The organism is Ferrovibrio sp. (assembly GCF_002796975.1).
Classification (GTDB): domain Bacteria; phylum Pseudomonadota; class Alphaproteobacteria; order Ferrovibrionales; family Ferrovibrionaceae; genus Ferrovibrio.
On sequence record NZ_PEKV01000012.1, the window covers coordinates 257,050 to 278,395 of the forward strand.

The 21,346-nt window shown below is 62.7% G+C and carries 20 protein-coding genes; 11 read left to right on the forward strand and 9 right to left on the reverse strand.

Annotated features, from left to right (window positions below; genetic code table 11):
• Window positions 1-114 precede the first annotated feature (114 nt).
• The 9 genes from CTR53_RS14630 (at window position 115) to CTR53_RS14670 (ending at window position 10,692) form a co-directional block, all read left to right on the forward strand.
• Window positions 115-1,095, forward strand: a complete 981-nt coding sequence (locus CTR53_RS14630) for a TRAP transporter substrate-binding protein (protein ID WP_290814823.1) — start codon at window positions 115-117, stop codon at window positions 1,093-1,095.
• A gap of 37 nt (window positions 1,096-1,132) precedes the next feature.
• Window positions 1,133-1,633, forward strand: a complete 501-nt coding sequence (locus tag CTR53_RS14635; RefSeq protein WP_290814826.1) for a TRAP transporter small permease — start codon at window positions 1,133-1,135, stop codon at window positions 1,631-1,633.
• Window positions 1,624-2,916, forward strand: coding sequence for a TRAP transporter large permease (locus tag CTR53_RS14640; RefSeq protein WP_290814829.1), 1,293 nt, complete (start codon window positions 1,624-1,626; stop codon window positions 2,914-2,916). Before CTR53_RS14635 ends, CTR53_RS14640 begins: the two co-directional genes overlap by 10 nt.
• Before the next feature lie 88 nt (window positions 2,917-3,004).
• Window positions 3,005-4,093 carry a PLP-dependent cysteine synthase family protein gene (locus CTR53_RS14645; protein ID WP_290814832.1) on the forward strand — a complete coding sequence of 363 codons (1,089 nt, stop codon included), beginning with the start codon at window positions 3,005-3,007 and terminating at the stop codon, window positions 4,091-4,093.
• A gap of 47 nt (window positions 4,094-4,140) precedes the next feature.
• Window positions 4,141-5,034, forward strand: coding sequence for a pirin family protein (locus CTR53_RS14650; protein WP_290814835.1), 894 nt, complete (start codon window positions 4,141-4,143; stop codon window positions 5,032-5,034).
• Window positions 5,031-5,801: a polyphosphate kinase 2 gene (gene ppk2, locus CTR53_RS14655; protein ID WP_290814838.1), complete on the forward strand. Its 771-nt coding sequence runs from the start codon at window positions 5,031-5,033 to the stop codon at window positions 5,799-5,801. Before CTR53_RS14650 ends, ppk2 begins: the two co-directional genes overlap by 4 nt.
• 78 nt (window positions 5,802-5,879) lie before the next feature.
• Window positions 5,880-7,337, forward strand: coding sequence for an NAD-dependent succinate-semialdehyde dehydrogenase (locus CTR53_RS14660; protein ID WP_290814841.1), 1,458 nt, complete (start codon window positions 5,880-5,882; stop codon window positions 7,335-7,337).
• Between the two features lie 123 nt (window positions 7,338-7,460).
• Entirely contained in the window at window positions 7,461-8,594 is a 1,134-nt protein-coding gene (locus CTR53_RS14665) for an FAD-binding oxidoreductase (RefSeq protein WP_290814843.1), read from the forward strand.
• A gap of 1 nt (window position 8,595) precedes the next feature.
• A complete protein-coding gene (locus CTR53_RS14670; RefSeq protein ID WP_290814846.1) occupies window positions 8,596-10,692 on the forward strand; it encodes a molybdopterin oxidoreductase family protein in 2,097 nt (698 codons plus the stop codon).
• A gap of 232 nt (window positions 10,693-10,924) precedes the next feature.
• Here CTR53_RS14670 and CTR53_RS14675 read toward each other — a convergent pair whose 3' ends face one another.
• The 7 genes from CTR53_RS14675 to CTR53_RS14705 all read right to left on the reverse strand — a co-directional run bounded on the left by CTR53_RS14675 (window position 10,925) and on the right by CTR53_RS14705 (window position 17,956).
• Window positions 10,925-11,707 carry a 3'(2'),5'-bisphosphate nucleotidase CysQ gene (locus CTR53_RS14675; protein ID WP_290814849.1) on the reverse strand — a complete coding sequence of 261 codons (783 nt, stop codon included), beginning with the start codon at window positions 11,705-11,707 and terminating at the stop codon, window positions 10,925-10,927.
• 13 nt (window positions 11,708-11,720) lie between these two features.
• A complete protein-coding gene (locus CTR53_RS14680; protein ID WP_290814852.1) occupies window positions 11,721-13,076 on the reverse strand; it encodes a TldD/PmbA family protein in 1,356 nt (451 codons plus the stop codon).
• Window positions 13,077-13,107: 31 nt separating this feature from the next.
• The gene (locus CTR53_RS14685; protein ID WP_290814854.1) at window positions 13,108-13,410 is read right to left on the reverse strand and encodes a hypothetical protein; all 303 of its coding nucleotides are present in this window, start codon (window positions 13,408-13,410) and stop codon (window positions 13,108-13,110) included.
• Window positions 13,411-13,498: 88 nt separating this feature from the next.
• Window positions 13,499-13,882 (reverse strand): VOC family protein, encoded by a 384-nt coding sequence (locus CTR53_RS14690; protein ID WP_290814857.1) that lies wholly within the window; start codon window positions 13,880-13,882, stop codon window positions 13,499-13,501.
• A gap of 88 nt (window positions 13,883-13,970) precedes the next feature.
• Complete coding sequence (locus tag CTR53_RS14695; protein ID WP_290814860.1) at window positions 13,971-15,419, reverse strand: adenylate/guanylate cyclase domain-containing protein; 1,449 nt, start codon at window positions 15,417-15,419, stop codon at window positions 13,971-13,973.
• A 105-nt stretch (window positions 15,420-15,524) separates the two neighbouring features.
• Window positions 15,525-17,042 (reverse strand): UbiD family decarboxylase, encoded by a 1,518-nt coding sequence (locus tag CTR53_RS14700; protein ID WP_290814863.1) that lies wholly within the window; start codon window positions 17,040-17,042, stop codon window positions 15,525-15,527.
• Window positions 17,042-17,956: a DMT family transporter gene (locus tag CTR53_RS14705; RefSeq protein WP_290814866.1), complete on the reverse strand. Its 915-nt coding sequence runs from the start codon at window positions 17,954-17,956 to the stop codon at window positions 17,042-17,044. The genes CTR53_RS14700 and CTR53_RS14705 overlap by 1 nt, the downstream gene beginning before the upstream one ends.
• 76 nt (window positions 17,957-18,032) lie before the next feature.
• Here CTR53_RS14705 and CTR53_RS14710 point away from each other — a divergent pair, with 76 nt between their 5' ends.
• Complete coding sequence (locus CTR53_RS14710; RefSeq protein ID WP_290814869.1) at window positions 18,033-18,779, forward strand: hypothetical protein; 747 nt, start codon at window positions 18,033-18,035, stop codon at window positions 18,777-18,779.
• On the opposite strand, the gene CTR53_RS14715 is transcribed toward CTR53_RS14710, so the two are convergent.
• The gene (locus CTR53_RS14715) at window positions 18,764-19,516 is read right to left on the reverse strand and encodes a hypothetical protein (protein ID WP_290814872.1); all 753 of its coding nucleotides are present in this window, start codon (window positions 19,514-19,516) and stop codon (window positions 18,764-18,766) included. The genes CTR53_RS14710 and CTR53_RS14715 overlap by 16 nt on opposite strands.
• Before the next feature lie 44 nt (window positions 19,517-19,560).
• Window positions 19,561-20,487 (reverse strand): 4-hydroxybenzoate octaprenyltransferase, encoded by a 927-nt coding sequence (ubiA, locus tag CTR53_RS14720; protein WP_290814875.1) that lies wholly within the window; start codon window positions 20,485-20,487, stop codon window positions 19,561-19,563.
• 41 nt (window positions 20,488-20,528) lie between these two features.
• Between ubiA and CTR53_RS14725 the strand changes: the two genes are divergently transcribed.
• A complete protein-coding gene (locus CTR53_RS14725) occupies window positions 20,529-21,254 on the forward strand; it encodes a 16S rRNA (uracil(1498)-N(3))-methyltransferase (RefSeq protein WP_290814878.1) in 726 nt (241 codons plus the stop codon).
• Window positions 21,255-21,346: the final 92 nt, after the last annotated feature.

Genomic DNA, 21,346 nt, shown 5'->3' on the forward strand with positions numbered 1-21,346 from the left:
TCCTGCGTCGCCGTTGACTCAAATTTCGAGAACTGTTGTATGATGACACGACGACTCACCTGTGTCGTGAACGGGGCCGGTGACCAAACCGTCCTGAAAGGGAGGAGACTAAAAATGAAGACTCGTAGCATGGCCCGCGCTCTGCTCGGGCTGGCCGTTGTGGCCGGTTTTGCCGGCGCGGCTTCGGCCAAGGAATTCCGTTCCTCGGACGTGCATCCGATGGACTATCCGACCGTCACCGCGGTCGTGCAGATGGGCAAGCTGATCAACGAGCGGACCAAGGGCAAGCACAGCGTCAAGGTGTTCGGCCAGAGCGCGCTCGGCTCGGAGAAGGACACGGTTGAGCAGACCAAGCTTGGCGCGCTCGACATGGTGCGCGTCAACAGCTCTGCCTTCAACAATATCGCACCCGAGACCATCGTTCCGGCGCTGCCCTTCGTGTTCAAGTCGACGGCGCATATGCGCAGTGTGCTGGATGGCCCGATCGGCGACGACATCCTGAAGGCGCTGGAGCCGCAGGGCTTCATCGGCCTGGCCTTCTATGACAGCGGCGCGCGCAGCTTCTACACCACCAAGAAGCCGATCAAGACCGTGGAAGACATGAAGGGTCTCAAGATCCGCGTGCAGCAGTCCGACATGTGGGTTGCGATCATGCAGGCGGTCGGCGCCAACGCCACGCCGTTGCCCTATGCCGAAGTCTATACCGCGCTGAAGACTGGCGTGGTCGATGCGGCCGAGAACAACTGGCCGTCCTATGACAGCTCGCGCCATTACGAAGTGGCCAAGTATTACAGCCTGACCGAGCATTCGCTGGCACCGGAAATCCTGGTCTTCTCGAAGCGGGTCTGGGACGGCCTGCCGAAGGACGAGCAGGAGATTATCCGCAAGGCGGCCAAGGAATCGGTGCCCTTCATGCGCAAGCAGTGGGATGACCGCGAAGCCGCCTCGCGCAAGACAGTGGAGGCTGCCGGTTCGCAGATTATCACCGACATCGACAAGAAGGCGTTCCAGGCTGCGATGCAGCCGGTCTATGCCAAGTTTGCCGGTGATGCGAAACTGCAGGCGCTGGTCAAGCGCATCCAGGCCAGCAACTAAGTCGTATCTGAACACTTAAACAAAGCCGGGAGTATCCATGCTGCGTTGGTTAACCCCCATCAATGCCTGGATATCCCGGCTTTGCATGTATGTGGCGGTGGCGGGCCTGCTGGGCATCGTCACCGTCGTCACCTACCAGGTGTTCGGCCGCTATGTGCTGAACGACACGCCCACCTGGGCGGAAAGCCTGGCGCTCGTCTTCGTGCTCTATGTGACGATGTTCGGTGCTGCCGTCGGCGTGCGCGATGCCGGCCATATCGGCCTGGAATCCATCCTGGTGATGGTGATGCCCGAACGGCACCGCATCTGGTTCGAAGTGCTGATCCATGTGCTGGTCTCGATCTTCGGCATGGTGATGGGCTGGAATGCCTGGGTGCTGGCCGAATCAGTCATGCCTTACAAGATTCCCAATCTTGGCCTCTCCGAGGGTCTCAACCATATCCCGCTCGCGATAGCCGGTGTGCTGATCACGCTGTTCTCGCTGGAGCACATCCTGGCCCTGCTTGCGGGCAAAGAGGTTCGCCCGTCATGGCACTAACGATTCTCGCCTTCAGTTTCTTCGGGTTCCTCGTTCTCGGCGTTCCCGTCGCTTTCGCGATCGGCCTCTCGGCCATCGCGACCATCGTTTATGAAGGCCTGCCGCTGGCCGTGGTGTTCCAGCGCATGGCCGCCGGCATGAATATCTTTTCCTTCCTGGCGATCCCGTTCTTCATCTTCGCCGGTGAACTGATGCTCTACGGCGGTGTTGCCGACCGCATCGTGAAATTCGCCAAGGACACGGTGGGTCATATCCGCGGCGGCCTTGGCATGTCGAATGTCGTGGCCTGTACGCTGTTCGGCGGTGTGTCCGGCTCGCCGGTGGCCGACGTCTCGGCCATGGGCGCGGTGATGATCCCCATGATGAAGAAGGAAGGGTATGATGCCGACTATGCGGTGAACGTCACCACCCATGCCTCTCTGGTCGGTGCGCTGATGCCCACCAGCCACAACATGATCATCTATTCGCTCGCTGCCGGCGGCAAAGTTTCCATCGCCGCGCTGATCGCGGCCGGCCTGATCCCGGCGGCCTTGCTCACGCTTTGTATGCTGGTGGCTGCCTATCTGGTGGCGATCCGGCGTGGCTATCCGGCTGGCACCTTCCCGGGCTGGCATGTCGTGCTGCGCTCGGGTGCTGCGGCCATTCCGGGCCTGTTCGTGGTGGTGATCATCATCACTGGCATTCTCACCGGTGTGTTCACCGCCACCGAATCCGCAGCCATCGCCGTCGTCTACGCCATCCTGCTGGCGACGCTGCTCTACAAGTCGCTATCCTGGCACCAGCTGATCAAGGCCGCCGCCAAGGCGGTGAAAACCACCGGCATTGTTCTCCTGCTGATCGGCGTGTCGAACACCTTCGGCTATCTGATCAGCCTCTACAGCGTGGCTGAACTGACCGGCAAGGCACTGGAAAGCGTCACCACCAATCCCTGGATGATGTTCTTCCTGGTCAACCTGATCCTGTTTGTGCTGGGCACCTTCCTCGACATGGCTGCCACGATCCTGATCTGTACGCCGATCTTCCTGCCGATCTGCATGCAGTACGGCATGGGTCCGGTGCAGTTCGGCATGCTGATGCTGATCAACTGCGCGCTCGGCCTGAACACGCCACCGGTCGGCACCACGCAGTTCGTCGGCTGCGCCATCGGCGAGGTCTCGATCGGTCATGTGATGAAGACGATCTGGCCCTTCTACGGAGCGCTGCTCGCGGCTTTGTTCCTGGTCACATATGTGCCGCAATTCTCGCTGTTCCTGCCGAATCTGCTGCTCGGCCCGACACACTGAAGTGGCGCATTAACACAAAAGTTTTGTGAAAGGCTTGGCGCGGATACTCCTTCTGGCTATGGCTTAGGCCAGCCAGAAGGAATTCCGCATGTTTGCCGCTTCGCCTGCAGCCAATGATCGTGACTGGGTCAACGATGCGCTCCGCCGCATCGATGCCGACTTCAACCGCTCGGCCGATACGCATCTCTTTCGTCTGGAACTGCCGGCCTTTCCCGGCCTGACGCTCTATTTCAAGGATGAGTCGAGCCACCCGACCGGCAGCCTGAAGCATCGGCTGGCGCGCTCGCTATTCCTCTATGGCTTGTGCAACGGCTGGATCGGGCCCAAGACCACCATCGTCGAAGCTTCCTCGGGGTCTACCGCCGTGTCGGAAGCCTATTTCGCCCGCCTGCTCGGCCTGCCGTTCGTGGCGGTGATGCCCAAGACCACTTCGGCCGAGAAGATCGCCCAGATCGAATTCTATGGCGGGCGCTGCCATCTGGTCGAACAGGCCAGCCACGTCTATGCCGAAGCCGAGCGGCTGGCGCGCGATTGCGGCGGCCATTACATGGACCAGTTCACCTATTCCGAACGCGCCACCGACTGGCGCGGCAACAACAACATCGCCGAAGCGATCTTCGAGCAGATGGGACGCGAGGAATTCCCCGAACCCGCCTGGGTTGTGGTTGGCGCCGGCACCGGCGGTACCTCGGCGACTATTGGCCGCTATCTACGCTATCACCGCATGAAGACCCAGCTCTGTGTGGTCGATGTGGAGCATTCGGTGTTCCACGATTTCTGGCACGGCCGGGACCCGTCGCTGGTGCATCCAAAATCCTCGCGCATCGAAGGCATTGGCCGACCGCGTGTCGAAGCCTCTTTCATGCCCGATGTGGTGGACCGCATGATGCGCATACCGGATGCGGCCTCGCTGGCGGCGATGCGGCTCTTGTCGACGCTGCTCGGCCGTCGCGTCGGTGGCTCGACCGGCACCAATTTTGTCGGCGTCCTGACCCTGCTCTGCGAATTGAAGCAGGCTGGGCAGCAGGGCAGCGTGGTGACGCTGCTCTGCGACAGCGGCGACCGCTATGCCTGCAGCTATTACGACGATGCCTGGCTGGCCGGACAGGACATTGACATCGCGCCGGATCTGACGCGACTGGAACGGATCGTCACCGACGGCTGTTGGCAGGGCTGAACGGATCGCGCTAGTCTCGAGGCGTCCCCCGAGTAGAGGTGTGCCCGATGTCCGAAGCCCAATTCCCCGACTCCGTCGACATGCTGATCACGCCGCGCATGCGCGATCTGGGCGAAGGCTTCACCGTGCGGCGCGTGCTGCCTTACGCCAAGCGGCGCCATGTCGGGCCTTTCGTGTTCTTCGATCATATGGGGCCGGTGCAATTCGCGCCGGGCCAGGGCCTGGATGTGAGGCCGCATCCGCATATAGGTCTGGCCACGGTGACCTATCTGTTCGAGGGCGAAATCATGCATCGCGACAGCCTGGGTGTGGTGCAGCCGATCCGCCCCGGCGACGTCAACTGGATGGTGGCGGGCAGAGGCATTGCCCATTCCGAACGCACGCGGGCTGAGCTGCGCCAGAGTGGCGCGCCGCTGCATGGCATCCAGTCATGGTTCGCGCTGCCCAAAGCGTATGAGGAAACCGAGCCGACCTTCCACCATCATCCCGCCACCAGCCTGCCCGAGATCGAGAAACCCGGCGTGCGCCTGCGCCTGATTGCGGGCAGTGCTTTTGGAGCGACGTCGCCGGCGCAGACTTTTGCGCCGATGTTCTATCTCGATGCACAGATGAGCAATGGCGCCACGCTGCCGCTGCCAGACGGCTACGAGGAACAGGCGGTCTATGTCGCTATTGGCGAGGTTCAACTGGATGGTCAGGTCTATGGCGAGGGGACCATGCTGGTACTCAAGCCGGAGGCACGGCCTGCAATCACGGCGCGCGGTGCGGCGCGGTTGATGCTGCTGGGCGGTGCGCCGCTCGATGGCGAGCGGAATCTGTGGTGGAACTTCGTATCGTCGTCCAAAGAGCGGATTGAGCAGGCCAAGGCCGACTGGCGTTCGGAGAACTGGCCCAAAGTGCCTGGCGAGACCGAGTTCATACCGTTGCCGGAGGGGATGTGAGCGAAAAGCGCGAAGACGGCTATCGCGACAAGCTGCGCAACCTGCAGATCGAACTGGTGCGGTTGCAACGGCACCTGATCGAATCCGGCGAGAAGTTGTTGATCGTGCTGGAAGGGCGCGACGGCGCCGGCAAGGATGGCTCGATCAAGGCGATTCTGGAACATATGAGCCCGCGCGAATCCCGCACCGTAGCGCTGGGCAAGCCGTCGGACCGCGAGCAGGGCCAGTGGTATTTCCAGCGCTATGTGGCACATCTGCCGGCGGCCGGGGAATTCGTGCTGTTCAACAGAAGCTGGTACAATCGTGCCGGTGTCGAGCGGGTGATGGGCTTCTGCAGCAGGGACGAATGCGAGCGTTTCCTGGACGATGTGCCGGTCTTCGAGGAAATGCTGATCAACTCCGGCGTTCGGCTGTTCAAATATTATCTCGACATCGACAAGGCTGAGCAGAAGCGGCGGCTGGATGCACGCCGCAACGATCCGCTGAAGCAGTGGAAAATCAGCCCGATCGACGAGGCGGCGCTGCGGCACTGGAGCGACTATAGCAAGGCGCGCGACGTGATGCTGAGCCGTACCAGCACAAAACTCGCGCCATGGACTGTAGTTTCGGCCAACGACAAGAAGGCCGCGCGACTGAACCTGATCCATGATCTGCTGAGCCGGATGAACTACAGGCAGAAGGGCAGGGCGGTGCGGCCGGCCCCGGATCGCAAGGTCGTGTTTCCCTTCACGGCCAAGGCCCTGAAGAACGGACAGCTGGCGAAATAATATCAGTTACCCGCACTGGAAGCGGGAAGGTCCGGGCGCTACCTTTCGTGCAACGAAAAGAGATGAGGAGCGCCCGCCATGACCCAGATCAAACACGCCGACCTGCTGCGCCGCCAGGCCTATATCGATGGCGCCTGGGTGGGCGCGGATAGCGGCAAGAGCTTCAAGGTTACCAATCCCGCCGATGGCAGCCTGATCGCCGAAGTGCCCGATATGGGCAAGGCGGAAACACGGCGCGCCATTGAGGCTGCCAATGCTGCCTGGCCGGCCTGGGCGGCGCTGACGGCCAAGCAGCGCGCAGCCATTCTGCGCAAGTGGTACGAGCTGATCCTGCAGAACCAGGACGACCTCGGCGCGCTGATGACGTTGGAGCAAGGCAAGCCGCTGACCGAGGCCAAGGGTGAGGTAGTCTACGGCGCCAGTTTCGTGGAGTGGTTTGCCGAGGAAGGCCGCCGCATCTATGGCGACACCATCCCCGGGCATGCGCCGGATAAGCGCATCGTCGTGGTCAAGCAGCCGATCGGCGTGGTGGCGGCGATCACGCCATGGAATTTCCCCATCGCCATGATTACTCGCAAGGTGGCGCCAGCACTGGCCGCCGGCTGCCCCGTCGTGGTCAAGCCTGCCGAAGACACGCCGCTCTGCGCACTGGCGCTGGCCTGGCTCGCGGAACAGGCCGGCATCCCGAAGGGCGTGTTCAACGTCGTCACTTCGTCGCATGGCTCAGAGGTCGGCACGGAACTCACCACCAACCCGATCGTGCGCAAGGTGTCCTTCACCGGCTCGACCGAGGTCGGAAAGATTCTGATGCGCCAGAGCTCGGATACGCTGAAGAAACTGTCGCTCGAACTGGGCGGCAACGCGCCCTTCATCGTCTTTGACGACGCCGATATCGATGCTGCCGTGACTGGCGCGATCATTTCCAAGTATCGCAATACCGGCCAGACCTGCGTCTGCACCAATCGTTTCTTCGTGCAGGAAAAGGTTTATGACGCCTTTGCTGCCAAGCTGACCGAAGCGGTGAAAAAGCTGAAGACCGGCCCGGGCTTCACGGACGGCGTCAACCAGGGACCGCTGATCAACCAGGATGCGCTGGACAAGGTCGAGCGCCTGGTCGCCGATGCCAAGGCCAAGGGCGCCAAGGTGCTGCTCGGTGGCGAGCGCCACGAACTGGGCGGGACTTTCTATCAGCCCAGCGTGATCGGCGACGCCACCACGCAGATGGACTCCGCGCAGGAAGAGATCTTCGGTCCGGTCGCGCTGCTTTATCGCTTCAAGGATGAGGCCGAGGCGATCAGGCTGGCGAATGACACGCCTTATGGCCTGGCGGCGTATTTCTACAGTCGGGATATCGGCCGGGTTTGGCGTGTGGCTGAGAAGCTGGAATACGGCATGGTCGGCATCAACGAAGGTCTGATCTCCACCGCCGAGGCCCCGTTTGGTGGTGTGAAGGAGTCCGGCCATGGCCGCGAAGGTTCGAAATACGGCATCGACAGCTTCATCGAACTCAAATACCTCTGCTTCGGCGGGGTGTGAGGCAATACGGCGCATCATTGCGCCATACCGTGAAGGTATTGGTCGCCCGGCGCGGCGCTCTCTATAGTCAGGTGGTCGACGGCCCGCAGAGGTCGCGCCTGCCCAGACTGAGATGAGGATCGCATGACGGATCGTTTCGATGTAGTGATTATCGGCGGCGGCATCGCCGGTGCCGGTGCCGGTTATGAGTTGGCACGGGCTGGCAAGAAGGTCGTGCTGCTCGAGCGCGAAAGCCAGCCGGGCTATCACACCACTGGGCGTTCGGCGGCGCTGTTCGCCGAAACCTATGGCAATGCGCCGATCCGCGCGCTGACCGTGGCGAGCCGCGACTTCCTGATGAATCCGCCGGCCGGTTTCGCTTCCGTGCCGATCCTGACGCCGCGCGGCGCACTGCATATCGGTAGCACGGCGCAGTCGGCCGAACTCGATGCCAAATTCGAAGACATGCGCAAGCTGGTCCCGAGCGTGAGGCGGCTGGGTGCGGCTGAAACCCAGGCGCTGATGCCAATCCTGAAGCCGGAAGCGGTCAGCGGCGGAGCACTGGCCGAGCCGGATGCGATGGATATCGAAGTGCATGCACTGCATAACGGCCTGCTGCGTGGCATGACCGCGGCCGGCGGACGCATGGTAGTGGATGCTGAAGTCACCGGTATCACTCAGATAGGCGCGGACTGGCAGGTCGAAAGCAGCAAGGGCGTGTTCATTACCCCGGTGGTGATCAATGCCGCCGGCGCCTGGAGCGATGTGATCGCCGGCATGGCCGGTGTTAAGCTGATCGGCCTGAAGCCGAAGCGTCGCACGGCCGTCACCTTCGATCCACCGGCCGGCATGGATATTCACGCCTGGCCGATGATCGTCGATGCCGATGAGGAATGGTATTTCAAGCCCGATGCCGGCCGCATCCTGCTCTCGCCCTGCGACGAGACCGATAGCGAACCCTGCGATGCCCAGCCCGATGAGATGGATATCGCCATCGCTGTCGACCGCCTGGAAAGCGTGTCGACCCTGCAGGTCCGCCGCCTGGCGTCGAAATGGGCCGGGCTGCGCAGCTTCGTCGACGACCGCACCATTGTTTGCGGTTTTGACCAGGAAAAACCCGGTTTCTTCTGGCTTTCGGCCCAGGGCGGCTATGGCATCCAGACCTCGGCCGCCATGGCCCGGGTTGCCGGGGCGCTGGCGCAGGGCCGCGGTTTGCCGCAGGATGTGGCCGATCTCGGTGTGACCGAGATAGACCTCAGTCCAGCACGTCTTCGGTGAGATGAACGCCCCTTTCGCCCCCAGCAAAGCCGATTCTGGCAAGCTGAAGCCGCAGATCGGCCACAGCGCCTGCCCGCATGACTGCCCGTCGACCTGCGCGCTGGAAATCGAACTGACGCCCGATGGCCGTATCGGCCGGGTGCGTGGCGCCGAGGAGAACAACTACACGGCTGGCGTGATCTGCGCCAAGGTGGCGCGCTATGCAGAACGCGCCAATCACAAGGAGCGCGTGCTGCAGCCGCTGCTGCGCACCGGTCCGAAAGGCAGCACACAGTTCAAGCCGATCTCGTGGGAAGAAGCACTCGACCGTACGGCAGAGGCCTTCATCGCCGCCGAGAAGAAGCATGGCAGCGAGGCTGTCTGGCCCTACTACTATGCCGGCACGATGGGGCTGGTGCAGCGCGACGGCATCAACCGGCTGCGCCATGTGAAGAAATATTCTGGCCAGCATTCCACCATCTGTGTCACGCTGGCGCGCGCTGGCTATATCGCCGCCACCGGCAGCCTGCATGGCCCCGATCCGCGCGAGATGGCGAAAAGCGACCTCATCGTGATCTGGGGCACCAACGCGGTGCATACTCAGGTCAATGTGATGACCCATGCGATCCGCGCCCGCAAGGAACGTGGCGCGAAAATCGTGGTGGTGGACGCCTATCGCAATGCCACTGCCGAACAGGCCGATGTCGCGCTGGTGCTGCGCCCGGGCACCGATGGCGCGCTGGCCTGTGGTGTCATGCATGTGCTGTTCCGCGACGGCTATGCCGACCGCGACTATCTGGCGCGCCATACCGATGCGCCGGCCGAACTGGAAGCGCATCTGCAGGACAAGACGCCGGAATGGGCTTCGGCCATCACCGGTCTCACGGTTGAGCAGATCACCGGTTTCGCCCATATGCTGGGCCGGACCAAGAAGCACTACATCCGCTTGGGCTATGGCTTCGCGCGCAGCCGCAACGGCGCGGTCAACATGCACGCCGCCACCTGCATCGCCTCGGTCACCGGGTCGTGGCAGTATGAGGGCGGTGGGGCCTTCCACAATAACGGTGCGATCTTTCACTGGAACAAGACACTGATCGATGGCCTTGATTCAGTGGATCCGAGTATCCGCACGCTCGACCAGTCGCAGATCGGCCCGATCCTGACCGGCGATGCGCAAGCTCTGAAGCATGGCGGACCGGTGACGGCACTGCTGATCCAGAATACCAACCCGATGGAAGTGGCGCCGGAATCGGAACTGGTGAAACGCGGTTTCGCGCGCGACGATCTGTTTGCCTGCGTGCATGAGCAGTTCATGACGCTGACGGCGAAGATGGCCGATATCGTGCTGCCGGCCACCATGTTCACCGAACATGATGATATCTATCAGGCCGGCGGTCAGCAGCACATTCTGCTCGGTCCCAAACTGGTCGAAGCGCCGGGCGAGGCGCGCGAGAACCACTATATGATCAGCGAACTGGCAAAGCGGCTGGGCGCGAAGCATCACGGTTTCGAGATCAGCGCGATTCAAATGGTGGAAGAAACGCTCAAAGCTTCCGGCTGGCCGGATGTGGCGACACTGCGCGCCCAGCGCTGGCACGATTGCCAGCCGGATTTCGACACCGCGCATTATGCCGAAGGCTTCGCCTGGCCGGACCGGAAGTTCCGCTTCAAGCCTGATTGGGCGGGCATGGGCCCGGACCACGAGGGCATGCCGGCGCTGCCGGATCACTGGCTCAGCATCGAACCGGCGACGGGCGAACATCCCTTCCGCATGATCACCTCACCGGCGCGTAATTTCCTCAATACCAGCTTCACGGAAACGCCGACCTCGGTGAAGCGCGAGGGCCGGCCGACGCTGTTCATCCATCCCGAGGATGCCGCCGTGCTGCAGATCGCCGATGGCGAACTGGTGCGGATCGGCAACCGCCGCGGCAACATCCGCATCCATGCCAAGCTTTATACTGGCGTGGTGCGCGGCGTCACCGTGGTGGAAAGCATATGGCCGCACAGCACTTTCGTGGATGGCATGGGCATCAACGCCCTGACCGGTGCAGACGCTGCCAAGCCCAATGGTGGCGCGGCGTTCCACGACAATGCGATCTGGGTCCGCAAGGCTTAAGCGGCAGCACCAGGAATGCCCGTGACAAGCCTGGGTATGATGATTTGGGATTAGAGAGGCGTCGGATACGCTCTCAGAAAATCGCCTTGAAGATGCCGAGCCAGACGAGTAGCCCGGTGACGAAGACGATGCCGACGATCCAGCCAATGACTTTGAGCATGGGGATGACCTTCCGGTGTTCTGGCAATAAAACGCCAGGCAGTCCGGCGAGTTCCGCCGATCCGGCCAGAGATCAGGGCTTGCGGGCCTTCAGAAGATCGATCACGTCGTCGAATATATAGGCCCCGGTCGCGATCACCGAAGGATGGCGATATTTTTCGCTGCCATATTGCAGCGGCGCGCCATCGGCTGTGGTGACCCGGCCGCCGGCCTCGCGCACCAGCAGATCGGCCGCCACCACATCCCAGTCGCTTTTCTCGGTCAGGCTGATGGCGGCGTCGAATTTTCCGGCCGCTACCAGAGCCATGCGGTAGGCGATAGAATTGCGATAGGCAAAGTCGGCTTTGGCTGTGCGCGCCAGCCAGCCATGACGCTCGAAGGTACGGCGCGAGGCGAGGAAGCGGGCTTCCATCAGGCTGGCATGGCCGGATGCCTGGATTGGTTTGCCATTCAGCTTTGCGCCGCCGCCAGCGGTGGCCTCGAACATCTCTTCGCTGGCCGGATTGTAGATCGCCGAAATCACCGGGGCGCCATCCTGCACGAGCGCCACGCAGATGGTGAATTCCGGTTTCCCTTCGATGAAGGCCCGGGTACCGTCGATCGGATCGACGACCCAGCGCGTCACGGCCTGACCAGTGGCGCCGCTTTCCTCGCTCAGCCAGCCATACTCCGGCCGAGCGCCGCACAGCTTTTCCTTCAGCAGGGCATCTACCGCGAGGTCGGCTTCGGAGACAGGGTCGTTCGGCTTCTTGTGCCAGGATTTGACGCTGCCGCGGAAGAATTTCAACGCGATGGCGCCGGCTTCCCGCATCGCAGCCAGCGCAAGTTCGTGGTCCTGACGGAAGTCGCCTGCCATCAGCGGGCGCCTTTCATCGGCCGGCGACGGTCATGCCGTCGATGCGCACGGTCGGCGCATCGGTGCCGAAACGGATAGTCAGATCGTTGGCCGGTACCAGATTGGCAAACATCTGTTTCAGATTGCTGGCAATCGTGATCTCCGCAACCGGTTCGGCCAGATGGCCATCGCGGATCACGAAGCCCGCCGCGCCGCGGCTGTAATCGCCGGTCACGCCGTTGACGCCCATGCCGATCAGATGGGTGACATACAGGCCTTCCTTGATGTCGGCTATCAATTCGGCTGGCGTTTGCTTGCCGGGCTCGAGATGTACATTGGTCGGTGCCGGGGAAGGCGGCGAGGACGTGCCGCGCGAGGCATGGCCGGTGCTCTGCATGCCAAGCTGGCGCGCGGTCGCACAGTCGAGCAGCCAGGTGGTCAGTCGGCCATCCTCGATCAGCTCGCGGCGCGGCGCATAAACGCCCTCCAAGTCGAACCAGCGCGAGCGGAAGCCGCGGCGGCGCAGTGGATCGTCGACAATGCTGATGCCGGGCGCAAACACCATCTCGCCCAGCTTGTCCTTCAGAAACGAGGTGCCGCGCGCCACGCCGGCGCCGTTGATGGCGCCGAGGAAATGGCCGATCAGGCCTGAGGAGACGCGCGGATCGAACACGATAGGCATGGCGCCGCTGTCGAGCTTGCGCGGATTGAGCCGTTGCACCGCGCGTTCTCCGGCTTTTTTGCCGATGCTCTCCGACGAGGGCATGTCGCTCAGCCAAGTACGCGCCTCATAATCGTAATCGGTTTCCATGCCGGTATCCTTGCCGGCGATCGCGGAAACCGAAACGCTGTGCCAGCCGATCCAGCCGGAGCCATTAAAGCCAGCGGTATTGGCATAGGCCGACATGCTGAAAGCGCGTCCCGCGCTGCCGCCTTCGGAATTGGTCACGCCGCTCACCGCCATGGCGGCATCCTCAGCGATCTTGGCGCGTTCCAGCAACTGCGGCATTTCCAGCTCGACGCCGTCGAAGAGATCGAAATCCTGCGGCTGCTTCGCCAGTTGCGACGGATCGGGCAGACCGCAGAAGGCGTCTTCCGGCGCAACGCGCGCCATGCTGATGGCACGGCCAACCAGTTCATCCAGCGTGGACTTGGCGAAATCGGTGGTGGAGACGCAGGCCTGGCGCTTGCCCAGCAGCACGCGCAGGCCAAGTTCCCGGCTTTCCGAACTCTCGACATCCTCGGGCTGGCCCAGCCGCACACCGGCATTCAGCGAGCGCGACTCATGATACAGGGCGTCGGCATCCGAGGCGCCGGCCTTGCGGGCGGCGGCGATCAGGTCGGCAATGAGGGACTGCGCCTCGGCGGCGCGTTTGGCAGTATCGGACATGAAAATGGCTCGGTCTGAAAATCAGGAAGGGTCAGGCGTCGGTCTTATCGTCCATCCTGTAGGACATATATGCAACGACTGCGACAAAACAACCGACGATCCAGGCCAGCGGCTGCAGCGGATCGATCCAGTCTCGCCAATCGTCACCAGCGAGCTTGGCCACAATCTGGGCCGCCAGATCCAGCGAAATGGCGCCGATCCCGATGCCGAGAGCTGCCGAGAAGACGAGATTCCAAGTACTGCGCATCAGGCTGGCGGGATGCCACCAAGGCAACAGGTCGCGGTCGGCCGGCTGGGGCTTGCGGAAGAGGGCGATGGGCTGGCGGAAGCGCATGCTCCGTCATGCCATGGAGAGGCGGCAAGGTCCAGATAAACAGCCGGGCAGGGCTGCCCAGACGCGCGAAATCGATGCCGAGGGGTGATCAGTGCATGGTGGCCGGCGCGACCACGACTTCGATCCGGTGGCCGTCCAGGTCATCGATGATGGCGCCGAAATAGTCGGCGCTGATATCGCGCCGCTCGCCGGCCGGACGCACCACGCTGGCGCCCAGCGCTACGGCGGCGGCAACGAAGGCCTCGACGGCTGCCCGGCTGGGCGCATCGAAAGCCAGATGCATGCGTGACCCGACGACCGTTTTACCGCTCTCCGCCGGATAGAGCCAGAAGGTCATGTCCTGGCCAGGGCCGTAGGCGGTTTCGCGCTCATTGCTGTGGGTGCGGCTGTAGCCCAGCGTGCCCAGCACGCTGTCGTAAAAGCGGCTGGCGCGGGCGAGGTCGGCGACACCGAAAGACAGATGGTTGAGCATGTTTTCTCCCGAATGAAATGCTGCCTGAGCATCTGGGAGCGGCGACGCGAAAGTCACGCACAGAATTGCACTGGTTCAATGAATCAGGTCAGTGAATGGTCGGGGTCGGTTCGGGTGCGTCGGCCTCGGCGGTGAGCGCGGGCCGGGCGAGGATCCACAGCACCATGCGGTCGCGTAAGCCCCGGATTGGCTGCGGTTTCAGCGCCACCATGTCGCGTACCGCCCCGGCATCGCCGCGGGTCTCATCGGTCAGCTTGTCGACAAAGGCCTGACTGAGGCAGAGCTGGGCATTCAGTCCGCGCGTCATCTGCTCCAGCCGATGCGCCACATTTACGGTCTCGCCGATCAGGGCGTATTCGACGCGGGTTTCGTCGCCAATATTGCCCAGAGTCAGCGGGCCATAATGAATACCGACGGCCAGCTGCAGTGGCACCTGCCGCAGCAACCTGCGCTGCCGATTGAGAAGATCCATCTCGCGCAGCATGGCGCGCGCAGCGAGCAATGCGGCCGAGGCATCGCGCGGGCCGGCCCTGGGCGTGCCGAAAGAGGCCATGATGCCGTCGCCGAGGTATTTGTCCAACGTGCCGGCATTGTCAGCCACGGCGCGCGACAGGCGCTGATGCACCTCGCGCAGGATGCCGATGGTCTGTTCCGGCGTATGATCGTCGGCAATCTGGGTGAAGCCGACCAGATCGGCGAACAGCACGGCGGCATCGATCTGCTTCACTTGGCCGAGCGCGTCGTCCATGCGCGACAGTTCCTCGGCGATATGCGGCGAGAAGTGGCGTGACAGGTTGCGTCGGGCACGTTCGCTTTCCACCTGGCGTGCCAGCAGCGTGCGCGAGCGTGCCACGGCAACCGCCAGCAGCAGGCCGATCAGACCGATCAGGATCAGGCGGGGTAGGAATTCGCCGAGTCGTACATTCCAGGGATTGAGGATATAGGCAATGCGATCGGCAACCGGCATGTGCAGGATGTTGTCGGTCCGGCTGCCAAAGGTGACATCGGGCTGCATGACGATATACATCGTGCCGAGCGTCCAGCAGATGATGGCAGCCAGCGTGGTGCAAAGCACCGTACGTGCCGACTGGCCGAGCGCCGACAGCACGACGAAGAGCGCCACGTAGAGGATGGTGTCAAAGCCGAGCCGCATCGGCGGCGGCATGCCCTGATGATCGAAGGGGTTGGGCAGCACGATGGCGGCCGTCAGCAGCGCCATGTCGATGAAAGGGAACAGCCAGTGCATCCAGGGCCGGTCGAGGTCCGGCTTGCGCAGCAGCATCTGGATATAGGCGGAAAAGGCGAAGGCGCCGAGATAGCCGTAGTAATTCAACGCCAGCGGCCAGCCCATCTCGATGCTGAGGATGGTGGCCACGATGATACAGACGGCATAGCGCAGGCCGATGGTCAGGCGCAGCGCCTCGTATTCTTCATGCCGGAAGGCCTCGGACAGCCGCTCATTGACGGCGGCAGCCTTGCTGCCTCCGCAAACCTGGTCACACAGGCTTTGCCATAACCCATTTCGCCAAAGCCCCATGGGCCTGGTGCCTCGTTCTGTCCCTGTTGGCCGATTGTCGCCAGTCCGGCCCGCCGCCGTCAATCGGCGGTCATGTGACATTGGTCATAGTTGGAAGAATAGAAGTTACTTCCAGATCGGCTTTCCACTGCCCGGCAGGCCCAGCCGGGGCCATTTATCGGTTACGGTGCGGATCACGTCCTCATCCATGCGAATCTTCTCGCCCCACTCTCTTTTCGTTTCCGGCGGCCATTTGTTGGTGGCATCCAGTCCGATCTTGGAGCCGAGGCCGGATTCGGGGCTGGCGAAGTCCAGATAATCGATCGGCGTGTGTTCGACGAAGGTGATGTCGCGGGCCGGATCCATACGGGTCGACATCGCCCAGACCACATCCTTCCAGTCGCGTGCGTTGATGTCGTCGTCCACCACGATGATCCACTTGGTGTACATGAACTGGCGCAGATACGACCACACGCCCATCATCACGCGCTTGGCATGGCCGGGATAGGCCTTCTTCATGCTGACCACGGCCACGCGATACGAGCAGCCTTCTGGCGGCAGCCAGAAATCGACGATCTCGGGGAACTGCTGGCGGATCAGCGGTACGAACACATCGTTCAGGGCCTCGCCCAGCACGCTCGGCTCATCCGGCGGTCGGCCGGTGAAGGTGCTGAGATAGATCGGATTGCGCCGCATCGTTATGGCGGTCACCGTGAAAACGGGAAACTGCTCGACCGAATTGTAATAGCCGGTGTGGTCGCCATAGGGGCCTTCGTCGCGATAATCCTCCAGCGAGACATGGCCTTCCAGCACGATCTCGGCCTCGGCCGGCACTTTGAGCGGTACGGTCTTGCAGTCGACCAGCTCGACCTTCTTCCCGCGTAGGAGTCCGGCGAACTGGTATTCCGACAGCGTCTCCGGCACCGGCGTCACGGCGGCAAGAATGGTGCCGGGATCGGCGCCGATCACGACTGCTGCGGGGAAGGGCTCGCGCTTGCCGGCCTGCTTCCAGCGCTGATGTTGCTGGGCGCCGCCGCGATGCTTGAGCCAGCGCATCAGTGTCTGGTTTTTATTCAGCACCTGCATGCGGTAGATTCCGAGATTGTAACGATCCGTTTTATCGTTTTTATTGGGGCCTTGTGTGACGACCAGCGGCCAGGTAATCAGCGGCGCGGGTTCGCCTGGCCAGCAGATCTGGATCGGCAGTTTGCCGAGGTCGATCTCTTCGCCCTGCAGCACCACGTCATGCACTGGTGCACCACCGCTCACCGTCTTCGGTGTCATCGACATCACGGTCTTGACCAGCGGCAGCAGGCCGAGTGCTTCCCGGAAACCGCCGGGCGGTTCGGGCTGGCGCAGGAAGGCCAGCGTCTCGCCGACATCCTTCAGTTCTTCCGGCTTGCGGTCCATGCCGAGTGCGACACGGTCGACCGTGCCGAACAGGTTGACCAACACCGGGATGTCGCTCGGGCTGCCATCGGCGCGCACCGGCTTCTCGAACAGCACCGCCGGGCCGCCTTCGGCCAGCAGCCGGGTCTGGATCTCGGTCATTTCCAGTACGGTGGAGACCGGCTCCTTCACGCGTACCAGCCGGCCGCTCTGCTCCAGCAGGGACATGAAATCGCGCAGCGAGGCGTAGGGCATCAGGCGGGATCCGGTTTATGCGTGGCGAAGTAGAGGCCCGGCAGCACCAGTGCCGCGCCGAGCCAATGGTAGAATGCAAATGCCTCGCCGAGAAGCAGCCAGGCCATCAGTGCGGTATAAACCGGCGCCAGATACAGCATGAGGCCGGTGCGGTTCGGCCCCAGATGCTTGGTCATGTAGCCAAAGGTGGCATAGGCACCAACACCGGGCACCAGGATCAGGGTGGCGACGGCGGCAACGGTGCGCAGATCGAAAGTCGGAGGGCCGATGACGGCCAGTTCGTAAGCCTGAACCGGCAGCATGACCGCGACTCCGGCAAAAGCAATGGCCGACAGGCGTGCCGTGACGCTCAAGGTACTGCGCCAGTGCTTCAGCAGCACGCTGTACAAGGCCCAGGCGATGGCGGCGCCGAGAATGATCAGGTCGCCCGGCGTGAAGGTCAGGTGCAGGATGGTGCTGAGGTCGCCGCGCAGGATAATGGCCAGCACGCCGGCCAGTGCCAAGGCTGTGCCGATGCCCTGGCGTAAGGAGAACCGTTCCGCGAACAACATGCGGCTAAGCAGGATGATCATCACCGGCGAGGTGGCGTAAATGAGCCCGATATTGGTCGCGGTGGTGGTGAAAGCGCCGTAATAGACTGCCGCGCCGCAGACGCCCATGCCGAGGAAGCCAAGCACCACCAGATGCCACCATTCGCGCCGCAGGGCGATGCGGCTGCGCCAGAGTTCGCGGCCGCAGAATGGCAGCAGCACCAACACCACGCCGATCCAGCGCAGTTCGGCCAGTGCCACCGGCGGAATCAGGCCGGCCGTGGCGCGCGCCATCACCATATTGGTGGTGAACATGGCGGGGGTGACGAACAGCAGTATCTGGGCGATGCGCAGGTCGCGGGCGGACGAGGTGGCGGGTTCCATCGCGCGGCAGATTAGGCGTCGGGTGGAATGCTGACCAGTGCTTGACCTGGCGCATACCGCAGCCTAATCCCATCGGATGCGACGTTTTCCCGCCGAATTTGCCGATCTGCTGACGCCCCGGGGCGAAACCCTGCTGGCGGGCCGGCATGCCGAGTCAGGGGCCTTGACCAATCCGCGCACGCGCTTTCTTGCGTTGGGCGGTCTGATCGATCCGAAACAGGCACGGGCAGTTGCCCTGCTGCTGGAAAAGAGCCTGCTGGCGCACCTGCGCGAGATGGCGCAGCCGATCCCGCCTGAGACGATCTGGGAGGAGACACGCAACTATGCCGAACAACTGCCCAAGACCATGCGCCAGCGCACCACGCATCTCGACAATCCGCGCTCGGCCGCTTTTCGGGTGGCGCAAGACATCGGCCTTATCGCCTGCCTGCGTTCAGACAGCTACCGCGCCTTTGCCGCCGCACTCGCCGGTCGGGCGTTGAAGAAGAAATATGGCCTGCAGGCGATTGCTTACGCTACCGGCGATTATGCCGGGCCGCATACCGATCATCATCCGGAAGAGTCCGATGCCGCGCGCGGCTATTTCGACATGCATCTCAGCTTCGCGACAGCTGCCGTGCGCGACCAGTATCTGGTCTACGCCAGGACCGGACATTTCACCGAGATGGTGGAAGTGACGCAGACGCCGGGGCTGGTGACGGCGTATCGCCTGCCGTTCTGGCATTACACCACGCCGCTGCGGGCCAAGCCGAAACAGGACGCGAAAGCCCGCCGCTGGGTGCTGCTGGGGACTTTCCTGTTTGCGGATCAGGGCGCCAGATAGCCGCCCTTGGGCACCGGACCCAGCGTGCCGCCGGCCGCTTTCACGGCCTTGATATAGGCGGCTTCCGACTTGTAGGGGCCGAACTTTTTGAAATCGTCAGGCGTGCAGACGGTCAGCTTGCCGCCATCGTTCGGCTTGATCTTGAAATAGCCGCCGTCGCGATGGATCACCGGGATGATCTTCTTCTGGCGGCTGAATACGCGGCGCATATTGGCTGAGTGATCCTTCATCGTCTCGTATTCATCCGGGTCGAGCTTGAAAATGCGCTCAAACGCCGCGACCATTTCCTCGACGAATTTGCGCTCGACGACCTGCATGTTGGAAATGATCCAGCAGCGGTCCTCAAAATCCCAGTAATAAGTCAGGCCGACGAACTTCCCGGCCTTGTCGAGATAGGGATAGAAGGGGAAGGAGCGGCAGGCGATCGTCCGGTTGTCGCGTTCGCAGAAAGCCGCGCCCTTGCACTCGACCGCGCAGGCATTGCTGGTCAGTTCCTTGACGATCTTGCGCGAGGCCGCGTCGTTCGGCTTGTATTTGAACCACAGGTCGCTGCGGCTCTTCAGCAGTTCGAACTCTGCCTTGTCGACGACCGGAATGGCATTCTCGGTGGTGCAGCAGATCGGCTGGCCGTTGTTCAGCGGTGCGCATTTGCGACCGCAATCCACAAAAGCCAGATTGGCATTGTACTGCTTATACAGGCTGGCGAAGTCTTGGGCGCTGATTCGGGGCTTTTTCATGCGCGCGAAGATACGCGGCGCACCGTTATTCGCCAAGCGATAACCTAGCCCAATAAGAAGGCAGCGAAGATGATCAGACCGGTATCGCGGTTTGCCCGGAATTTCGACAGGCAGTCGGCGCTGTCATCAAGCCGCAGCGTCAGCGCCTGCCAGAGGAAATGCAGCGCGGCGAGACCGAGGCCAACCCAGTAGGGCCAGCCAAGCCCGGCCATCCAGCCCACCAGGACGAGTCCGATCAGGGTGAGGTCGTAGAAGCCGGCGATCCATAACCGTGCATGGCTGCCGAACAGCCGGGCGGTGGATTTCACCCCGATCAGGGCGTCGTCTTCCTTATCCTGCAGGGCATAGATCGTGTCGTAGCCCAGTGTCCAGACGATGCCCGAGGCATAGAGGACCAGGGTGATCCAGTCGAGCCGGCCGCTGACGGCGGCATAGCCCAGTACAGCCCCCCAGTTGAAGGCCAGCCCCAAAAAGAATTGTGGCCACCAGGTGTAGCGCTTCATGAAGGGATAGATGGCGACCAGCCCCAGCGAAGCCACACCCAACCAGATCGCCAGCATGTTCATCTGGATCAGAATGGCGAAACCGACTAGTGCCTGCGCCATCAGCCAGACCCAGGCATTGACGACACTGACCTGGCCCGATGGGATCGGGCGCAGCCGGGTGCGCTCGACCCGGCCGTCGAAATCGCGGTCGACAATGTCGTTGAAGGTGCAGCCGGCGCCACGCATCACCAGCGCGCCGATACCGAACAGCAGGATCAGCCAGACGTCCAGTTCCGCTTCGGGCGGGCGGGCCATGGCGATGGCCCACCAGCCGGGCAGCAGCAGCAGCCAGGTGCCGATCGGGCGGTCCAGTCGGGACAGCCGGGCATAGGGCCGCCAGCCGGCCGGCAGCCACCGCTCGACCCAGTGGCCGGCCACTGCGTCGGCGGGGGGCTGATCCGTGACATCATCGCCGGGCTTTGTCATAACGCTTCGTGTAGTGGTTCCTGTTATGCAGCACAACCTGAATGATTGACGCAATCAAGGCCCGCCTGTATGTGACCGATGCGCTGGGCGCGGGCGGTTCCGTCATGTTGGCCGACGATCAAGCGCATTACCTGCGCCATGTGCTACGTCTGGAAGCGGGGCAGGCCGTGGCGCTGTTCAATGGCCGCGACGGCGAGTGGCGCGCGGTCATCGCCGAGACTGGCAAGAAGGGCGTGCGGCTCGATCTTGCGGCGCAGTTGCGACCCCAACCGGCCGCCGCTGCCGATATCTGGCTCTGCTTTGCGCCGATCAAGCAGGGCCGGATCGAGATGATCGTGGAAAAAGCCACCGAACTGGGTACCGCCCGCCTGTTGCTGGTGATCACCCGTCGCACGCAGATGCAGAAGGTGAATGTCGAGCGATTGGCAGCCCATGCCCGCGAAGCGGCGGAACAATGCGAGCGGCTGGATGTGCCCGAGGTCGCACAGGCAGTCACGCTGGAGAAACTGCTGCAGGACTGGCCTCAGGATCGCCGGCTGTTTGTCTGTGCCGAACGCAGCGACGCGCCATCATTACTGGCGGCGGCAAGGGGCGATGGTCCATGTGCCTTGCTGGTGGGGCCTGAAGGTGGCTTCGCACCCGAAGAATTGCAGCAGATCGCGATCCTGCCACAGGTGGTGACGGTTTCGCTTGGGCCGCGTATCCTGCGGGCTGAGACGGCCGCGATTGCGGCCTTGGCCATTTTACAATCGGTGCGGCTGAATTAGCGTCAGTGAACCGAAGGCCAGCGGGGCTGGACAACGGATAGTATCTGCCCCATATGCCGGGAGCAGCCGTTCGGCCCGCACCAGCAGTCCTG

Bases quoted from the DNA above. Each gene is read 5' to 3' on its own strand.
- ubiA (WP_290814875.1), bottom strand. From the start codon at position 20,487: ATGACAAAGCCCGGCGATGATGTCACGGATCAGCCCCCCGCCGACGCA.
- CTR53_RS14680 (WP_290814852.1), bottom strand. From the start codon at position 13,076: ATGTCCGATACTGCCAAACGCGCCGCCGAGGCGCAGTCCCTCATTGCC.
- CTR53_RS14690 (WP_290814857.1), bottom strand. From the start codon at position 13,882: ATGCTCAACCATCTGTCTTTCGGTGTCGCCGACCTCGCCCGCGCCAGC.
- CTR53_RS14700 (WP_290814863.1), bottom strand. From the start codon at position 17,042: ATGCCCTACGCCTCGCTGCGCGATTTCATGTCCCTGCTGGAGCAGAGC.
- CTR53_RS14725 (WP_290814878.1), top strand. From the start codon at position 20,529: ATGATTGACGCAATCAAGGCCCGCCTGTATGTGACCGATGCGCTGGGC.
- CTR53_RS14640 (WP_290814829.1), top strand. From the start codon at position 1,624: ATGGCACTAACGATTCTCGCCTTCAGTTTCTTCGGGTTCCTCGTTCTC.
- CTR53_RS14670 (WP_290814846.1), top strand. From the start codon at position 8,596: ATGAACGCCCCTTTCGCCCCCAGCAAAGCCGATTCTGGCAAGCTGAAG.
- CTR53_RS14650 (WP_290814835.1), top strand. From the start codon at position 4,141: ATGTCCGAAGCCCAATTCCCCGACTCCGTCGACATGCTGATCACGCCG.
- CTR53_RS14710 (WP_290814869.1), top strand. From the start codon at position 18,033: ATGCGACGTTTTCCCGCCGAATTTGCCGATCTGCTGACGCCCCGGGGC.
- CTR53_RS14645 (WP_290814832.1), top strand. From the start codon at position 3,005: ATGTTTGCCGCTTCGCCTGCAGCCAATGATCGTGACTGGGTCAACGAT.
- CTR53_RS14685 (WP_290814854.1), bottom strand. From the start codon at position 13,410: ATGCGCTTCCGCCAGCCCATCGCCCTCTTCCGCAAGCCCCAGCCGGCC.
- CTR53_RS14660 (WP_290814841.1), top strand. From the start codon at position 5,880: ATGACCCAGATCAAACACGCCGACCTGCTGCGCCGCCAGGCCTATATC.
- CTR53_RS14630 (WP_290814823.1), top strand. From the start codon at position 115: ATGAAGACTCGTAGCATGGCCCGCGCTCTGCTCGGGCTGGCCGTTGTG.
- CTR53_RS14665 (WP_290814843.1), top strand. From the start codon at position 7,461: ATGACGGATCGTTTCGATGTAGTGATTATCGGCGGCGGCATCGCCGGT.
- CTR53_RS14675 (WP_290814849.1), bottom strand. From the start codon at position 11,707: ATGGCAGGCGACTTCCGTCAGGACCACGAACTTGCGCTGGCTGCGATG.
- CTR53_RS14715 (WP_290814872.1), bottom strand. From the start codon at position 19,516: ATGAAAAAGCCCCGAATCAGCGCCCAAGACTTCGCCAGCCTGTATAAG.
- CTR53_RS14705 (WP_290814866.1), bottom strand. From the start codon at position 17,956: ATGGAACCCGCCACCTCGTCCGCCCGCGACCTGCGCATCGCCCAGATA.
- CTR53_RS14635 (WP_290814826.1), top strand. From the start codon at position 1,133: ATGCTGCGTTGGTTAACCCCCATCAATGCCTGGATATCCCGGCTTTGC.
- CTR53_RS14695 (WP_290814860.1), bottom strand. From the start codon at position 15,419: ATGGGGCTTTGGCGAAATGGGTTATGGCAAAGCCTGTGTGACCAGGTT.